Source organism: Dactylosporangium darangshiense, assembly GCF_039537565.1.
GTDB lineage: Bacteria > Actinomycetota > Actinomycetes > Mycobacteriales > Micromonosporaceae > Dactylosporangium > Dactylosporangium darangshiense.
The window spans coordinates 201805-218314 of sequence record NZ_BAABAT010000017.1; the positions used below are offsets into that span (position 1 = coordinate 201805).

At 70.4% G+C, this 16510-nt stretch carries 15 protein-coding genes, 4 tRNA genes and 2 pseudogenes; 16 read left to right on the forward strand and 5 right to left on the reverse strand.

Going from position 1 to position 16510, the window contains the following annotated elements:
• Positions 1 to 110: 110 nt before the first annotated feature.
• From ABD901_RS29085 to ABD901_RS29115, 7 genes are all read left to right on the forward strand, one after another.
• A complete protein-coding gene (locus ABD901_RS29085) occupies positions 111 to 920 on the forward strand; it encodes an SHOCT domain-containing protein (RefSeq protein WP_345131275.1) in 810 nt (269 codons plus the stop codon).
• Positions 921 to 995: 75 nt separating this feature from the next.
• Positions 996 to 3146: a hypothetical protein gene (locus ABD901_RS29090; RefSeq protein ID WP_345131277.1), complete on the forward strand. Its 2151-nt coding sequence runs from the start codon at positions 996 to 998 to the stop codon at positions 3144 to 3146.
• A gap of 3 nt (positions 3147 to 3149) precedes the next feature.
• On the forward strand, positions 3150 to 4142 hold the full coding sequence (locus ABD901_RS29095) for a TRAFAC clade GTPase domain-containing protein (RefSeq protein ID WP_345131278.1): 993 nt from the start codon (positions 3150 to 3152) through the stop codon (positions 4140 to 4142).
• Positions 4139 to 4915, forward strand: coding sequence for a hypothetical protein (locus tag ABD901_RS29100; protein ID WP_345131279.1), 777 nt, complete (start codon positions 4139 to 4141; stop codon positions 4913 to 4915). Before ABD901_RS29095 ends, ABD901_RS29100 begins: the two co-directional genes overlap by 4 nt.
• A gap of 34 nt (positions 4916 to 4949) precedes the next feature.
• Positions 4950 to 5975, forward strand: coding sequence for a hypothetical protein (locus tag ABD901_RS29105; protein ID WP_345131282.1), 1026 nt, complete (start codon positions 4950 to 4952; stop codon positions 5973 to 5975).
• A gap of 98 nt (positions 5976 to 6073) precedes the next feature.
• Entirely contained in the window at positions 6074 to 6580 is a 507-nt protein-coding gene (locus tag ABD901_RS29110) for a SigE family RNA polymerase sigma factor (protein ID WP_345131284.1), read from the forward strand.
• Positions 6581 to 6987: 407 nt separating this feature from the next.
• Positions 6988 to 7623 (forward strand): hypothetical protein, encoded by a 636-nt coding sequence (locus ABD901_RS29115; RefSeq protein ID WP_345131285.1) that lies wholly within the window; start codon positions 6988 to 6990, stop codon positions 7621 to 7623.
• 229 nt (positions 7624 to 7852) lie between these two features.
• On the opposite strand, the gene ABD901_RS29120 is transcribed toward ABD901_RS29115, so the two are convergent.
• Entirely contained in the window at positions 7853 to 8584 is a 732-nt protein-coding gene (locus ABD901_RS29120) for a hypothetical protein (RefSeq protein WP_345131288.1), read from the reverse strand.
• Positions 8585 to 8827: 243 nt separating this feature from the next.
• Between ABD901_RS29120 and ABD901_RS29125 the strand changes: the two genes are divergently transcribed.
• The gene (locus ABD901_RS29125; RefSeq protein ID WP_345131290.1) at positions 8828 to 9568 is read left to right on the forward strand and encodes a YaaA family protein; all 741 of its coding nucleotides are present in this window, start codon (positions 8828 to 8830) and stop codon (positions 9566 to 9568) included.
• A gap of 39 nt (positions 9569 to 9607) precedes the next feature.
• Here the strand turns inward: ABD901_RS29125 and ABD901_RS29130 are convergent.
• Positions 9608 to 9680, reverse strand: a tRNA-Gly gene (locus ABD901_RS29130).
• Positions 9681 to 9753: 73 nt separating this feature from the next.
• Between ABD901_RS29130 and ABD901_RS29135 the strand changes: the two genes are divergently transcribed.
• The 4 genes from ABD901_RS29135 to ABD901_RS29150 all read left to right on the forward strand — a co-directional run bounded on the left by ABD901_RS29135 (position 9754) and on the right by ABD901_RS29150 (position 11193).
• Positions 9754 to 10833, forward strand: a complete 1080-nt coding sequence (locus ABD901_RS29135) for a CapA family protein (RefSeq protein WP_345131291.1) — start codon at positions 9754 to 9756, stop codon at positions 10831 to 10833.
• Between the two features lie 94 nt (positions 10834 to 10927).
• A tRNA-Gly gene (locus ABD901_RS29140) sits at positions 10928 to 11000 on the forward strand.
• A gap of 14 nt (positions 11001 to 11014) precedes the next feature.
• Positions 11015 to 11085, forward strand: a tRNA-Cys gene (locus ABD901_RS29145).
• A gap of 33 nt (positions 11086 to 11118) precedes the next feature.
• A tRNA-Val gene (locus tag ABD901_RS29150) sits at positions 11119 to 11193 on the forward strand.
• 258 nt (positions 11194 to 11451) lie between these two features.
• On the opposite strand, the gene ABD901_RS29155 is transcribed toward ABD901_RS29150, so the two are convergent.
• Positions 11452 to 11883, reverse strand: a complete 432-nt coding sequence (locus tag ABD901_RS29155; protein WP_345131293.1) for an integrase core domain-containing protein — start codon at positions 11881 to 11883, stop codon at positions 11452 to 11454.
• Positions 11814 to 12527 (reverse strand): integrase catalytic region, encoded by a 714-nt coding sequence (locus ABD901_RS29160; protein ID WP_345131295.1) that lies wholly within the window; start codon positions 12525 to 12527, stop codon positions 11814 to 11816. The genes ABD901_RS29155 and ABD901_RS29160 overlap by 70 nt, the downstream gene beginning before the upstream one ends.
• Here ABD901_RS29160 and ABD901_RS59155 point away from each other — a divergent pair.
• The 4 genes and pseudogenes from ABD901_RS59155 to ABD901_RS29175 all read left to right on the forward strand — a co-directional run.
• Positions 12493 to 12750: pseudogene (locus tag ABD901_RS59155) on the forward strand (hypothetical protein); the annotation flags it as partial. The gene ABD901_RS29160 and the pseudogene ABD901_RS59155 overlap by 35 nt on opposite strands.
• A gap of 25 nt (positions 12751 to 12775) precedes the next feature.
• The gene (locus ABD901_RS29165) at positions 12776 to 13057 is read left to right on the forward strand and encodes an MFS transporter (protein ID WP_345131297.1); all 282 of its coding nucleotides are present in this window, start codon (positions 12776 to 12778) and stop codon (positions 13055 to 13057) included.
• Positions 13058 to 13351: 294 nt separating this feature from the next.
• Positions 13352 to 13876, forward strand: coding sequence for a SigE family RNA polymerase sigma factor (locus ABD901_RS29170; protein WP_345131298.1), 525 nt, complete (start codon positions 13352 to 13354; stop codon positions 13874 to 13876).
• A gap of 3 nt (positions 13877 to 13879) precedes the next feature.
• On the forward strand, positions 13880 to 15160 hold the full coding sequence (locus ABD901_RS29175; RefSeq protein ID WP_345131300.1) for a hypothetical protein: 1281 nt from the start codon (positions 13880 to 13882) through the stop codon (positions 15158 to 15160).
• A 261-nt stretch (positions 15161 to 15421) separates the two neighbouring features.
• Here the strand turns inward: ABD901_RS29175 and ABD901_RS29180 are convergent.
• Positions 15422 to 16139 (reverse strand): annotated as a pseudogene (locus tag ABD901_RS29180) (IS6 family transposase).
• Between the last annotated feature and the right edge of the window lie 371 nt (positions 16140 to 16510).

The following is a 16510-nucleotide window of genomic DNA, read 5'->3' on the forward strand; positions in this document are numbered from 1 at the left end:
AGGGGTGGCCACCCTACTACGAATCGCCCGGTCGGCGCTGCGCACCCACCCTCTGTCGGAACTGCGTCGCACCCGGCTCGCGCCGCCGGCCGATCTCTAACCTGTGGCACGTGAAGGCCCGTGTGGTTATCGCCACCGCGATCGGTTTCGTCGCCTCGGTCGCGGTCGGATTCGGCATGGACGGCATCCTCAACCTCGGCGCTTGCGAGGCGGCCGGAAGCTGCCAACCCTCGATCGGCGTCGTCATGGCCGCCTTCATCGGCGGCCTTATGGTGGCCTCGATCGCCATCGCCGCCGGCGGCGGCCTGCGGGTGGCGGGCGCGCTCGTCACCGCACTCGTCGCGGGCGCCGTCGCGGCCGCCGTGGCGGGCAACGAACTCGGCTGGCTTTTAGGGGCGATCTTCCTGGTCGTCGGGCTCGGCGTCGTCGCGCTGGTCGCGTACACCCAACGCATGACGCGGCAGGTCGGCGCGAAGCTGATGCACACCGTTTTCGCGGGAACGCAGCACACCCTGGCGGGGCCCGGCCAACCGGCGGTGGGCACCGTGCTGTCGGTCTCCGACACCGGCGCCACGCTGAACGACGACCCGCTGGCGAGGCTGCGACTGCGGGTCGAGCCGGCCGACGGTTCGGCGGCGTTCGAGGCGGTGGCGACGAAGCTCGTGTCGCGCCTGGCCCCGCCGCGCCCGGGCGACCGGTTCACGGTCGAGTACGACCCGGCGGACCCGACCCGCCTGGCCGTCCTCGAAGCGCTGGCGCCCGAGCCGAGGCAGGACAACCTGGTCGACCAGCTGTCCAGGCTGGCCGAGCTGCACCGCTCGGGCGCACTCACCCAGTCCGAGTACGACGCGGCGAAGACCCGCCTACTGGGCCCCGACACCAGCCCTTGGCGGAATGGATCATCCGACCGGCCGTCGTAGCGCGTTGCGGATCCTCGGTAGCATCGGGTGCTCCACGGCCGGGACTGCTCGACGCGAGTCAAGGGAGACGACGGGGTGAGTCGTGCTGAGGGGATCGAGCGGATCCTGCGCCGGCGGGAGGAACGGGCTCAGGAGCTTGCCGCCGTCGAACACGTCGCCGCTGGGCTGGACCAGGCACTCGTCCGGCTCGAAACGGCGCGGGTCGCGCTGACCGCGAAGGTCGACGACGACGCCCGCGCCGAGCTGGACCTGGTGGCCGCCGGCATCGCCGACCTGCGCCGCGGCGTGGCCGCGGTGCGCCGGGACGTGGGCCGCACCGACGCCCGCTTCCGCCGGCCCACCCTGACCATCGGCGCGGTCGGCCGCAGCGGGCAGGGCAAGAGCCGGTTCCTGCAGACGCTGACCGGCCTCACCAGCCAGGAGATCCCGGCCGCCCGGGGCGGGTTCATGACCGGCGTACCGAGCCTGATCCGGCACGGCGCCGGGTCGACGTCGGCGGAGGTCGAGTTCCACGACGAGGCCTCGTTCCTGGAGGACCTGGTCCGGCCGTACTACGCGGCTCTGGGGCTCGGATCGCCGCCGGCCTCGCTGAACGCGTTCCGGGACGATGAGTTCCCCGAGCTGCCGGAGGGCAGCGGCACCCGGGCCGTCTCCGCCCACGAGCACCTGCGCAACTACCGTGAGCACCTGCACGCGTACCGGGGACACCTGGACGGCCACGTCCGGGTCCAGCCCATCAAGCCCGCGGAGATCATCCGTTTCGTCGCGCAGCACGACGGCCAGGGGCACGCGATCCACGACTTCCGCGCGGTGCGCCGGGTCCGGATCACCGCCCCGTTCGGGGCGGACGACCTGGGCAAGCTGGCCGTCGTCGACCTGCCGGGCCTGGGCGACACCAACCTGCGCGACGAGCACCTGCTGCGCCAGGCGATCGACGGCGAGGTCGACATCGTCCTGTTCGTACGGCGGCCCGACCCGTTCCGCGACGACGTCCACGACACCGACATCGACCTTTACGACATCGCCCGCAACGCACTGCCCGAGCTGGCGCTGGACCGCTGGTCGTTCCTGCTGCTCAACGTGGTGCGCAGCGAGGACGGCGACAACGCCGCGATGGTGGAGCAGTTTCCCGGCATGGTCCGCCGCTCGCCGATGCGCGTCGTGGACATCATCGCGGCCAACTGCACCGATGCGACCGAGGTGGCCGCCGCGTTCGACCGGGTCGTGGACCACGCGGTGTCCGTCGTCGACGAGCTCGACGGCAGCCTGCTGCAGCGGCGCCGGCAGGAACTGGAGGTGCTGCTGGCTGAGGCGCAGCGGCTGGTCACCGATGCCCGTGCGCTGAGCGCGCGGGCCGCGCCGCAGGGCGCCTGGTTCCCCCGGTTCCTCGACCTGTTCAACGTCGCGCACCGCGCCCTGGCCCGGTCGCTGGAGCGGCTCGTGCGGGAGTTCCAGGAGGACGCGACCGCGACCGACGAGGAGCTCATGGAGCAGATCCGGCAGGCGGTCCAGGTGGCCCGGGAGGAGATCGTCGCGCCCACGATCGGGGAGATCGACGACCGCCGCGACGAGGCCGGCTCCTACAGCGCCGCGCTCGCCGAGCTCGTCGACGAGACGAGGGCGCGGGTGTCGCGGCAGTTCCTCGCCCTCGACGTCGCCCTGAAGGCCAGGGTCGACGCGATGCACCGGGCCGTCGCCGAGGTGCTGCGCGACGCCGGCCGGCTCGGCACCCTCGGCCCGCAGGAGGGCCGCGAGTTCCTGGAGATGCTGGCCGAGCAGGTGCCGGCGGCCTCCGGCGAGCTGTCCTACGGCCTGCGCTTCGTCGCCGACTTCACCCTCAACTACCGGGGCTTCATCCAGCACCGGGTGCGCCGCTCGCTGCGCAACTTCGCCCCGGACACCATCCAGTTCAGGACCGACGCGGGGCCGGGGGACATCCAGTACATCCTGGAGGAGCTCATCGCCGAGACCCTGTCCGACATCGAGTACGAGCTGGAACGGATGGCGCACGAGCCGTACGAGGCGGTGTTCGCGGTGGCGGAGGAGTTCCGCGACCGGGTGCTGCGCTCGGAGGGCGCCCAGGACGAGTGGCGGGCCCTCTACGAGTCGCTGCGCTCGGAGGTGTGGGCCGACGAGTTCGAGGCGCTCGCCGCCAACACCGCGCTGTTCAACCACTGGAACCAGGCGGTGGCCGCGGTGGCCGCGGTCGCCGAGACGGCGGTGTGAGCCATGTTCACCAGGGACGAGAAGCTGGGCCGGGTCATGGACGTGACCATGCTGGGCCCCCGGGGCGCGGGCAAGACCTCGCTGCTGGTCTCGCTCTACGACCAGTTCCAGGACGTGGTCGGCGCGACCGCGCTGGAGCTGTCCACCAGTGACCACGCGACGCGGACGACCCTGCAGGGGTACCGGCAGGAGCTGCGCCAGTTCGCCCAGGGCGTGCAGCGGCAGAAGGGCATCGAAGGCAACGCGGACGTGCGCGAGTACCTCTTCGGTCTCGGCAGCCGCGGCAAGCGGCCGCCGCAGCTGACGCTGCGGTTCACCGACAGCCCTGGAAGCCTGCTCGCCGAGACCGGCCCGATGCGCGACCTGCTCGACGCCGCCGTGAGCCGCAGCGCCGTGCTCTTCGTCGCCATCGACAGCCCGGCGCTGATGGAGCGGGACGGCCGGTACAACGACGAGGTCAACCAGCCGGAGCTGGTCATGGAGTTCGTCCGGGACGCGCTCGCCGCGCAGGGCCGGCGGCTGGTGGTGTTCGTGCCGCTCAAGTGCGAGAAGTACGTGGCCACGGCCGCCGGGGCGCGCGAGCTCGGCGACCAGGTGAAGAAGCGGTACGCCAGCCTGATCTCCTACATCTCCAGCCTCCCCGCCGGACTCGACGGGGCGAAGGCCGGCTCGGTGCTGACCCCGGTGCAGACGATCGGTTCGATGCGGTTCTCCCGCTTCGAGACGCGCGCCGACGGCGTGCGGGAGGTCTTCCGGCTGTCCCAGATCGGCGGGAGCTACGCACCCCGCGACACCGATCAGCCGCTGCGCTGGATGCTGCGGTTCGTGGTCAACGCCTACAGCCACCGCCCGAAGACGTTCGGGGAGTGGTTCGTGACCTGGTGGAACAACGCCGACCTGCCGTTCACCCAGGGCCTGCGCCAGTTCGGCGTCGAGTGCAAGGAACACGACGGATTCGAGGTTCTGGTCCGCCACCCGTACCTGGAGCTGCCGTGAAGCCGGCCTGGTACCTGCAGACGGCGGGCGTGCGCCCGAACCAGGACTATGCCTGGTTCCCGCTCGATCCGGCCGGTGACCCGGCCGCGCCGGTGTCCGTCATGTACATGGAACTGGCCGGAGGGCAGCTGCTGCGGCTGACGTCGCCGCGTATGCCCTCGATCGTCCTCGCCCGCGTCGCCGACGGCGGGTACGTCCTCGTGGCGAGCCGGCTCGAGGTGCCGGGAGCCCCCGATCAGGGCGACTACCAGAACCGGCCGATCAGGGCGACGCTGCTCGGTGTCGCGCCGCCGGGTGCCGACCACGGCCCGCTCGTGAGCGCCGCCGTCGCCGCGTTCGCCGGCGAGTTGGGCGCCGCGCTGCCGGTGCGCTGGACCGACGGCACCCCGGCGATCGACTTCGACGCCGGTCGCTGGCCGGTGCCCGCATCCCTGCCCGCGTTGAGCGGCGCGCCGGTCGACGCCAGCATCGGCCTCCCGGCGGGCGCAATGGCCGCGGTCGCCGGGGCGTTGGCGGCACTGAGCCCCGGCGATCTGGCGGCGTTTCCCCGCGACCGCGTGATCGCGCTGCACACCGACACGGTCGGCGTCGACGACCTTGCCCAGCTACGCCCCTGGCGAGCGGTCAGCTCCGAGCTGAAGGAGCAGGTGACGTTCCCGCGGGGCCGGAAAAGTGCCCGCACAGCAGCCGTCAGCCGGCCTGGGGCCGCAGCAGGTGCTGTCGTCCTTGCAGTCCTTGTGGTCGGGCTTCTCGTCTGGTGGCTCGGCCGGTAGCACATCGGCCCGGGCGGCCGGTGGCCCGTCCGCCGTGGTCGACTCGCGGTCGGCCGGAACGGCACGCATCCTCGACGTACAGTGGGGTTTCCTCAAGCTCGACCAGCTGCTGCGCGGCGCCCCGTTCCACGCGCCGGCGGATGTCGAACGGGCCGTCTTCGCCACCGTCGCGCACCGCGCGATGCGGCCGCGGTCCGCGGCCGGGATCGCCGAGTGGGCGAGCCGCGACGTAGCCATTCCTCGCGTGTCCCGGCTCTCCGGCGAGTCGCTGGGCGAAGCGCGGCGGCTGCTGACCGATCCGGATTTCCGCATCGCGATCGAGGCGGCCGTGCTCGAGCCGCTGCGCGGCCTCATCCGAGCGATGGTGTGCCTGTCGACGATCGCCGACCCGGCACCACCCCCCGGCGCGGCCGGGCAACGCTTCGCGATGGCGGTCACCGACTGCGGCGTGCCGCTGCGGCTGTGGACGTGGCCGGCCGGCACCAGGCCATCGACGTATCGGGTGCAGGCGGCGGCGTTCGTGGCGCAAGAGGAGTTCGGCCGGCTCGCCCGCATCCGTGCCGGCTCGCCGGGCGTGGCCGCCGGCCTCGGCGACGAGCCCCGCCGGGCGAACGATCGCTTCGGCGTGGACCGGCTGGAGTTGCGGACCTTGCCGGAGCAGAAGGCGGGCGAGCGGCGGCTCGTCGTGAAGTTCGACGAGCCCGCCGGCATGACGGAGCACCTGTTGCACGTCACCGATCCGGGCCTCGACCTCGCCGACGTCGCCAGGGGCTATGCGGCGGCCGAGGAGACGGCCCGGGACCTCGCCGATCTGGTGGCCGGCTCGCGGCCGTCGACCGGCGTGCCCGGCCGGGACGGCGGCTTCCCCCTGACCAGTTGGCTCGCGCTGCTGCTGATCCGGCTCACCGAGTACGACGCGGAACTGCCGTGGGCGGCGGTCCGCACCGACCTGGACCGGCTGCACCAGGTGCTCCTGTCCGACGGAACGCACTCCGTGGCCCGGGACACCCCGCTCACCGACCTGCAGCGCCGGCTGCTGAGGGACGACGAAGGCCGTTGACGCCCCAGCGTCGTCGCACGACGCCGGAGTTCATGGCGGGCAACCGTCGCGGCTGGCCGAGTGGTGTATTCGGCAGACGCGAGGTTGGGGGATGGGCTGTGGCTGAGCCGGACGGGTTTCGTGACTATGTCGCGGCACGGCAGCGCGGCCTTCTGCGGGCGGCGTGGTTGATGACCGGCGACTGGCACGCGGCCGAGGATCTGGTGCAGGCCGCGCTGGTGCGTGTGTGGCCGCGGTGGACTCGGGTCGTCGAGGCTGGTGATCCCGATGCGTACATGCGCCGCGTGCTGGTCAACGTCTACTTGAGCGCGCGTCGGCGGCGTTGGCGCGGAGAGTACGCAACTGGCACGTTGCCCGACTCGCCCAGTGGCGCGGATGAGTTCGCGTCGGTGGACTTGCGTGATGCGGTCGCCCGCGCGTTGTCGGCGCTCGGTCGCCGCCAGCGTGCGGTTGTCGTACTGCGGTACTTCAACGACCTGTCCGAGGTGCAGGTCGCCGCCGCGATGGGTTGTTCGGTCGGCACGGTCAAGAGCCAGTCGGCCAAGGCGCTGGCCAAGCTGCGGGTCGCGCTCGCGCCCGCTGCGATTTCCGGGGGTCCGCGATGAATCCTGCTGACGTCACCACGAACCTGCACGCCGCATTGGACGCTCTTGCGCCGGAGCCGCCCGTCGGCCCGAGCCTGTTCGACCGCGTCCGGGCCGATGTCGCACGGCGGCGCGCCCGCCGCGTGAGTGTGCTGAGCGGGTTGGTTGTGCTCGTACTCGTCGGTGGCATGGGCGTTGTGGTACGCGATACGCCGGCCACCGTCGCACCCAATGTGACCGAGACGTCTGGCACGACGGCGAACCGGGCCGCCGCGGACGCCGACGCCGCCCAGCGAGCCGACGCGTTCGTGGTGCCAGGCCCGGCCCTGCGTCTGAGCACGCCGCCGCCCGGGTCGCAGGAGATGAAAGGTCGTATGGTCCCGGCGGGAGATCGTCCGCACACGAGCGTGGCAACCCGCTGGTGGACCGTGCAGACGGTCCCCGAGACGCTGCAGGCGGGTCTGGACGCCTACCTGCCGGCCGGGGCCACCGCCGACGGATGGGGCTCCGGGCCAGGATCGTTCAACCGCATGTACAGCTGGCTCGATCGGCCCGGGGTCCTGGTCGGACGGCAGCTCATCGTGCAGGTCGACACGACGCGGCAACCAATCCTCGTCCGCGTGGATGCCTATGCGACCTGGCTGCCGATCCGGCCGCCAACGGCCCTGGTCCCGACCGCCACCACGACAATCACGGTCACCCTGCACACAAAGAGCCCAGGTCTCGGTGACCAAGCCGTACCGGCCCGTACCTTCGGCCCGGCGACGGTCACGGATCGTAGCCGGGTGGACCAGGTGGTGGCGCTGGTCAACCGCGTGCCGATTGCTGCGGTTCGGGAGGGGGTCATCAATTGTCCGGCCGACTTCGGCGGCACGATGGAGGTGATCTTCACCGGACCCACCGGGATCGTCACCGCTCGACTTCGACTCACGCTCTCCGGCTGCAGCAGCAACCAACTGGAAATGCCGGACGGCACCTCGCTGGAACTCGCCAACGACGGTGTCAACGACCTGGGCGACAGGATCCGCGGACTGCTCGGCCTCAACTGGACGTGGCAAACCTGATCATGCTCTGCCACAGGTTGAGCAGGGTCAGCTGGTTCGTGGTGCGTCCCAGGACGTCGCCGTTGGGTTGGAACAGGATTGCGGGCGTTGCCGCCGTCGGCGTCGGCGGTAGCGATCTGGCATGTGCCGGTGCGTAGCCGAGGTGTTTGCCGTCGGCCGACCACAGTCCGTGCAGCGCGTCCTGCAGCTGGTGCGCCAGTGGGGTGAAGCTGGGCTTCTGCAGGCCGCGTCAGTTTCCCCGGTGAAGGCTCGATTGCGGGTCCGGCCATCGCCCCGTCAGTTGTTCGTACTCGGCGATCAGTTCGTCGCGGCTGAGCCCGCCGCCGTAGACCGAGCCCCGCACGAGGTCTTCGAAGCGCAGATAGTCCCGGTCCATCGGGGTCAGGTCATACTCGGGACCCAGCACCCAGCCTTTCTCCGGCGCGCGGATGAGGGTGGCGGCTCTGTTGTCGGCGAAGTTGGTCCAGAGGTCGTAGTCTCCGAACGCTGGGTCATGTGGGTCGATGACGGGCAGGATCTCCTGTCCGGGCGGGAAACCGAGCGCCGCGAACAGTGCCAGCACCGCGTTCTCCCTGCACGGTCTCTCATTCCAGGCGCCGTGGACGACGGCCGATATGGTGTCGGTCGCAGGGGTCCGCCCGGCCTCGTGGGCCCATGCCTCGAAGGCTTCGACGGCGTGGCGTGGTTCCACCCGTCCCGGCTGGCCGTCCAGGTGGACGTATCCACAGCGTTCGTCGGTGTTGGGTAGGTGCATGGACACGACCACACCTGCGGGGGTGCGGGCTTCCAGGTGGGCACACGCGCTCTCGGAGACCCATCCCGCCAGCACCGGAGCCGCGGTTGCGGCGGCCAACTCCTGGACGCCTGCCGCCAACCGCAGCCGCTCTCTGTTGAACGGGTGCACACCGACCCGTTGCCAGCCGTCGCCCAGGTCGTACAGCCCTACCGAGTTGCCCCACATCGGGTCCGGAACACAGAACCGTGACCCGAACGCCTGTCGAACCCCCGGGTACGTCGGAAGATTTCCGTTGCCGGGCCTGGCGAGCAGGAGTGTTCCGTACCAACCCATGAGGCGGCACTCTACGAGGTGTACCTAGGCGATCAAGTGTGTGGTGGGACGGATCCGTCAAACATCAGTTGGCTGGTGAGACCGCCATCGGGACCTTCACAGTCGGCTGACCTGCGGGCGCGGTAGCGTCTGGCGGTGCTCATCCTGCTACCGCCGTCCGAAGGTAAGGCCGACGCGCCCAAGCGTGGGAATGCCGTCGAGCTCGAGCGGCTCACGCTGCCCGAGTTGCGTGATGCCCGGCGCGCCGTGCTCGACGATCTGGTGAAGCTCAGCGCCGATCCGGAGGCGGCGCTCAGCACGCTGGGGCTCACGCCCGGGCTGGCCGGGGAGATCGACCGCAACGCGCGGCTGGAGACGGCGCCGGCGGTACCGGCGGGCAAGCTCTACACGGGCGTGCTCTACGACGCCCTCGACCTCGCCACGCTCGACGCCGCGGCCAAGCGGCGGGCCGGCAAGCAGCTGCTGATCTTCTCGGGGCTTTGGGGCGTTGTGGGCATCGGGGACCGCATCCCGGCGTACCGCTGCTCGATCGGGGTCCGCCTGCCTTCCACCGGGCCTCTGGCGGGGCACTGGCGCAAGGCGCTCGACGGGGCGCTCGACGAGCTCGCCGGGGACGAGCTGGTGCTCGACCTGCGCTCGTCGGCCTACGCCGGGATGTGGGTCCCGCGCAACGGCGTGACCGTGCGGGTGCTGCACGGCGGGAAAGTGGTCAGCCACTTCAACAAGGCGACCAAGGGGCGGATCGTGCGCGCACTGCTCGCGTCGGGGGCCCGTCCGCGCAATGCGGCAAAGCTCACGGAAGCCTTGCGTGCACTGGGGTATCGGGTCGAGGAGACCGGATCGGAGCAGCTCGACATCCATGTGGAGCAGCTTTAGCGATTCCCGCAGTACAACTGCGAAAATGGCCATCAAAAGAGCGGACGACGGGATTCGAACCCGCGACCCTCACCTTGGCAAGGTGATGCGCTACCAGCTGCGCTACGTCCGCACTGAGAAAACACTCTAGCGCATTGAGCGGTGGGTCTGTCGGGAGGGGGCCCTCACCCGTTAGCGTGACGCCGGTGAAGGTGCGTGTGCTCGCGCTCGCGCTGCTCCTCGCGGGGTGCAGCGGCACCCCCGCCACGCCCGCCACCCCGGCACCGGCCGCGACGGACCCAGGGTCGGCCTCACCGCCTTCCCCGGCTCCCGCCGCCCCGGTGGACCTCCGGCTGGTCTTCGCCGGCGACGTGCATTTCATGGAACGCACCGCGGCGCTGCTGAAGAACCCGGCGACGGCGTTCGGCCCGATCGCCGCCACGCTGTCCGACGCCGACCTCACCGTCGTCAACCTCGAGACCGCGATCACGTCGCGCGGCACGCCCGAGCCGAAGACGTACCACTTCCGCACCGAGCCGAAGGCGATCGACGCCCTCAAGGCCGCCGGCATCGACGCGGTGACGATCGCGAACAACCACGCCCTCGACTACGGCCGCGTGGGCCTGCTGGACACCCTCGACGCCCTGCACGCGGCCGCCTACCCCTACGTCGGCGCCGGGCGCAACGCCGACGACGCGTACGCGCCGTGGTACACCACGATCAAAGGCGTCCGAATCGCCCTGCTCGGCTTCAGCCAGGTCCACGAGCTCGCCTCCACGTGGGCGCCCGGCCCGGACAAGCCCGGCATAGCCATGGCATTCGACACGAAGCGCGCCACGGCGGCCGTCACCGCGGCCCGCGCCCAGTCCGACCTCGTGATCGTCTTCAACCACTGGGGCGAGGAGGCCAACAGCTGCGCCACGGCGGAGCAGAAGACCTTCGCCGCCCAGCTCGCGAAGGCCGGCGCCGACATCATCATCGGCGCGCACGCACACACCCTGCAGGGCTCCGGCTGGCTGGGCGGCGCGTTCGTGGCGTACGGGATGGGAAACTTCCTGTGGTACGGCACGTCGAAGAGCACAGAGACGGGCGTCCTGCGCCTGACCGTCCGAGCCCGCACCGTGACCCGGACCGAGTTCCTCCCCGCCGTCGTCTCCGACACCGGCCAGCCCGTCCTGCTGTCCGGTTCACAGGCCACAAAGCTCAGCCAGCGGTACAGCGGGCTGCGATCATGCGCAGCCCTGTCACCGGCCCCGTCGCCCGCCACGTCGCAAAACCCCAGCTAGCACCCCCTCGACGCACCGAATCGGGATACCGGTTTGGCATGGGGGATGGCGGTCGGCTAAAGTTTCCATCCGTCGCCAGGTACGAGATGGCGGTGCGGACGTAGCGCAGCTGGTAGCGCATCACCTTGCCAAGGTGAGGGTCGCGGGTTCGAATCCCGTCGTCCGCTCGGGTAGTCACCACGGTGGGGTGGCCGAGAGGCGAGGCAACGGCCTGCAAAGCCGTGTACACGGGTTCAAATCCCGTTCCCACCTCAAAGCCATCCGCGTAATGTGGGGGCTTAGCAAGGGCGATTGGCGCAGTGGGAGCGCGCTTCCTTGACACGGAAGAGGTCACTGGTTCAAACCCAGTATCGCCCACCAGTAAAACTGCAGGTCAGAGGCTCGTTACCGGAAGTCCGGTAACGAGCCTTTCGGTTTGTGCCCGTTACGTTGGGAGCAAATTGCGAGCACATGATCGTCTACCTCCCGGGTCGGGCTCGTGCGGATTGTTGATGGGGGACCAGCGGGGTCGTCCGGCGTGGGCGGGTGTGGCTGGCGGATGGGTTGAACGGCGCCGGGACGGCGCCGTTGTGGCGCCTGTAGTGGTCGAGAATCCCGCCAACCGGGTCGACCTGCGGTTCATGCGGCCTGCTGGTATTGGTTGATCAGCCCTGCCAGCACGGTTCGGCGCCTGATGCGGTCGGCCGGGGTGGGGAAGGGCAGCAGGTTCGGCTCGTCGTCGGGGGCGCGCAGTCGCATGCCGTGGCCTTGGTGCGAGCGGCCGGTGTTGTAGTGCTCCACGTACTGGTGGAGTACGCGGCGCAGGTGCGCTTCGCCGAGGATGAGCATCCGGTCGGTGCACTCGGCCCGGACGGTGCGGATGAACCGTTCGGCGTAGGCGTTCATCCGCGAAGCCTGTGGCGCGCATGTGAGGGTGGCGATCCCGGCCGAGGTGAACACGGCGTCGAACGCGGCGGTGAACTTCGAGTCGCGGTCGCGGATCAGGTGGGTGAACCGGCGCCCCGTCTGTTCGAGGTCGTCGACCAGTTCCCGGGCCAGCTGGATGGCCACTCGGCGGTGGGGTGCTGAGTGACGCCGAGCAGGTGCACCCGGCGTGACCCGGGTTCGATCACGAACGCGACGTAGAGCCGGCGGAGGATCACGGCGCAGTCGACGTGGAAGAAGTCTGTGGCCAACGCCGTGCTGGCGTGGGTGCGCAGGAAGGTGCGCCACGAGTCGTCACGGCCGTTTTCTGGTGGCGGGATGCGGTGGGCGCGCAGGTGTCGGCGGATCGTGGAGGCGGCCACGCGGTGGCCGAGCCGGCGCAGCTCGCCCTGGATGCGTACCACGCCCCAGCGTCGGTTCTCGCGGGCCAGGCGCAGGATCAGCTTCGGCAGCTCGGGCGGGATGGGCGGACGCCCCGGAGGTTTGGGTTGGCGCCACTTCGCTGTGACCAGCCGGCGGTGCCACCGCAGCAGGGTGGCCGGCGTGACGATACGGCGCGCCCGCAGGACCATGGGCAGGATCCGGGCGAGTGCTGCGAGCACGGCCCGATCCGACCAGGTCAGGCGTCGTGTCGGATTGGTCCGACGTAGGACTGCGTTCTCGTGACGCAGCGCGAGTATCTCCGCATCCTTTGATGCCGAGGACCGGGCCAGCAGAGCCAGCCAGGACACCACGGTGACCAGCATCCGGTACAGCAGCGACACGAGCACGATCGCCGATCATCCAGGTCGTGAAAGCCCAGGTCAAACCCCGTGTAGGGTATTCGACCAGTACAGGGCAACCGTCGCTGAAACCGACGGGTATTTGTTGGCGTTCTCGGTTCCGTTGCTCGTCGCCGGGCGGCTCGGCGATCGCTACGACCCCAAACTGGTGTTCCTGGCCGGGATCGGGAGTTTCGCAGTGGCGTCGGCGCTGTGTGGTCTGGCACCGTCGGTTGGCTGGCTCGTCCTGTTCCGGGTTGTCCAAGGGCTGGCGGCGGCTGCGATGGCACCCCCAGGCATTCACACTCATACGCCGGCTGTTCATCGCCGACGAGCGCGGGCGTGCGCTCGGCCTGTGGGGCACGGTCGCGTCGGCGGGCGCGCTGCTGGGTCCGCTCCTCGGGGGCCTGCTGACCGCGGCACTCGACTGGCGATGGATCTTCCTGGTCAACGTTCCGCTCTGCTGTGCCGCGCTACTGATGGGGCTGCGCTGGATTCCCGGCAGCCAGGGCGCATCGCCCTGGAACGGGAGGGGCTGACCGCGCAGCTCGCCGCCGCCTACGGCATCGATGGGCGCGCACGCCGCGCGGGGAGCCCGGGGGAGCGGGCCCGCACGGAGTTCACGACGCGGATCCGCGACGTACTGCGGCGGATCGAGGCGGTCCACCCCGAGCTCGGCGCGCACCTACGGGCGTCGGTGCGCACCGGTGCGTTGTGCAGCTACCGCCCCGCCGGAAGCACAGCCGGAAGCCCCGCCGGATGCCGTACAACCGAATGGTCCGTCGATCCCGTCTGAGGGTGGACGAAATCCCCGATGGGAGAGGGCGGCTCGGATGGGCGGCAGCTCGGCGGACCAGGAGTACGTGGAGTACGTCACGGCGCGGCAGCCGGCGCTGCGCCGTCTCGCATATGTGCTCAGCGGCGACTCGCACTGCGCTGACGACCTCGTCCAGCAGACCATCACCACGCTCTACGTGCGGTGGTCGAAGATCCGGCAGGCCGGAAACCTGGACCGGTATGTGCGCAGCATGCTCGTGAACGCCTTCATCGACGAGCGCAGGCTCGCCTGGTCGAAGGTGCGGCTCTTTGCGGAGCCGCCGCACATACCGGACCGCACGGCGCCGGGGCAGAACGAGGTCGAGGACCGCTCGGTGCTGCGCGCCGCGCTGGCGCAGGTGCCCCGCCGCCAACAGGCGGTGCTGGTGCTGCGCTTCATCTACGACCTGCCCGTCGCCGAGGTCGCCGACATGCTCGGCGTTACGGTCGGCACGGTCAAAAGCCAGACGTCCCACGGGTTGAACGCGCTGCGACGGCTGCTCAGCGAGCGGTCGGTCGCGGTCCTGACCGAGGAGCGATAGCACGTGGACCTCAACGAATACAACGCTGGCGACCTGTTGCGGACCCTGCCCGACGAGCCACCGCGGCCGCCGTCGATCGATGTCGCGCGGGCGATGCGCGACGGCCGGCGCCGCCGCCGGCTGCGCCGTCGGGCACTCGCGGGCGGCGTGCTGGTGCTGACCCTGGCCGCGGTGGCGGCGGTGCCGGTGGCGCTGGCCGCGACCCGTAGCCCCGACCGCCGACCCGAGCTTGCCCCCGCCGCGTCAGGCAGCAGTGGGGGTACGAGCGCCACCGCCAAGGCCCCGCCGACCGTCCGGGCGACGGCGCGAGCCATCGCGGTCCCGACGTCGTGCAAGGCGGAGAAGCTGCCGATCCCGGACAACGTCACGATGGCGCTGGTGACCGCGGCCGACCCGACCGGAAGCATCATTTTTGGTCGCTCGTACCCCAAGGGCGGCGACCAGCAGGTCCTGGTGTGGCAGGACGGGCGGGCCACCAAGGTCGCCGTCCCCGGCGCGGACCAGGCGATCAGCGCGGTCAACGCGGCCGGCGTCGGGGTGGGCAACAGCTGGGTCGACAGCGGTCCGGTCGCCTGGCTCTACCGCGACGGCAAGGTCACCAAGCTCCCGGGCGGCGACGGAGTCACGGTCGCCGGCATCAACGCGGCCGAGGTCATCGTCGGCAACAACGGCACCGGCCGGCCGCTGATCTGGTCCAGCCCGACTGCCGAGCCGCGGCCCCTGGCCCTGCCCGACGACGCGACCGGCGGCATCGCGAGCGCGATCGACGAGGACGGCACGGTGATCGGGTCGATCTACACGACTATCCCGGGCGGTGTGCAGACGACGTCCTCCGACCCCCGCGGCGTGCGGGCCGGCGTGGCCTACGCCTGGGCGCCCGACGGCACGGGTCGACGGCTGCCGGCGCCCGCCGTCGTCAGCGGCACCGGCTATGGGGCGTTCACCATCCGCAACGGCTGGGTGATCGGCGTCAACCGGCCGGCCGGCGCCCCCGTCAGCGGCCTACGCTGGGACCTGGCGACCGGCACGGTCGAAACGGTGCCCGGCTTCGCCACACGCCCAGACACGGCCAACGCCTCCGGCTGGATGGTCGGCACCGACCCACAGGGCCACGGCCTGATGGTGGCCGGCGACAAGCGGATGCAGCTGCCGGATCCGTTCCAGCACAAGCCGAGCACGACCAGCCTCCTGGCCGTGACGATCAGCGACGACGGGCGCACGATCGCCGGCCAGGCCGACGATCCCAGCGACACCATCCGCGCGATCGTCTGGAGATGCCACTAGAGAACGACCGTAGGTCCGGCCGCCTTCCTCGGGGTGTACCCCGTGTCGAGGGCGGCCGGACCACTTGGCCGTTGGCGTCCGGCTTTCATTCCTTGCGCCGCGCGCGCGCCGGGTCGCCGCGTGGTGTGGCTTGTTGGCGACGGGTGTGTGTGACTGCACGCTCGGCGATGGTTGTCGCTCAAGATTGGGGTTGTTGCGAGGTTTGGGGGCGCTGTTGCATTTGGCGATCGGGAGACGCGGTTCAGCCGGGTGCCTCCGGCTTCAGATGGCGGCGGCGAGTTCGGTGAACGCCGCCGCGATGCGAAGCCCGCGTGCGGCGTCGACGCCGAGTTCGTAGTGTCCACGGCGAACGTTCTGCATGAAGGCGTGTCCGGCGATGATCACGGTGGCTGTTCGATCGGTGCGTAGTCCACGCATGGGTCTGAGCCGGTGTTTGAGCTGGCTGTGATCCGCCTCAATCTGGTTGTTGGCATAGCGCTCGACGTGATGCCACGCCGACGGGACCAGCTCATCGAGCACCGCTGGATAGACAGCGGCGGCGTCGGTGACGATCTCGCTCGGCGTCACCTTCAACGTGATCAACGCTCGGCGGAAGAACCGGCAGGCCGCGGCGGCATCGCGGCGGGCTGAGACGAGCACGTCGATGACCTGGCCGTACTGATCGACGGCGCGGTACAACGTACCGCCACACACCGTTGACCTTCACATATGTTTCATCGACGAACCATCTGTCGCCGGGCGCGTGCCGGCAGAACCGGGCGGCGTCGGCCAGCAGCGGCGTGAACCGTTGCACCCACCGGAAGATGGTGACGTGGTCGACCTCAACCCCTCGTTCGAGCAGGAGTTCTTCGACGTCGCGGTAGGACAGGTTGTAGCGAAGGTACAGCCGAACGGCGACCACGATCACCTCCGACGGGAACCGGAACCCGACGAAGGCAGACTGCGGCGGCGAGGGCGACCGCCGGCCTGGGAGCTTCACTGCTCACTGGTGCACCATCCCTGTATCCGAGTCGCCCGTTTGATCGCTGAGTGGGAGGGTTCGGGTGCACCCCTGGTCCCCGCCGGGCCATCGCCATCACCGCTCGACCTTCGAGGTCCAGCTTGAGTTCTGTGAGGCCCGGCGGCCCAGGACACCCCGACTGGCTACAGGGCTATGCGCCGATGAGCGCCGATCAGTGAGCGACCGGCTGCGGTGTCCCGGGATTACCGGGTGTCTTCCCACTGATGCAACAGCGAGGAGACAACTGTGAGTATCGTCCCCAACCCCACTGCCATGCGTGTCACGGCGGGGGTGGACTGGGCCAAGGACGACCACGCGGTCTGTGTGGTCGGCGATCAAGGGGAGGTCCT

Excerpts from the sequence above, each read along its gene's own strand:
- ABD901_RS29095 (WP_345131278.1), top strand. The coding sequence starts at position 3,150 with ATGTTCACCAGGGACGAGAAGCTGGGCCGGGTCATGGACGTGACCATG.
- ABD901_RS29170 (WP_345131298.1), top strand. The coding sequence starts at position 13,352 with ATGGGCGGCAGCTCGGCGGACCAGGAGTACGTGGAGTACGTCACGGCG.
- ABD901_RS29120 (WP_345131288.1), bottom strand. The coding sequence starts at position 8,584 with ATGTGGGGCAACTCGGTAGGGCTGTACGACCTGGGCGACGGCTGGCAA.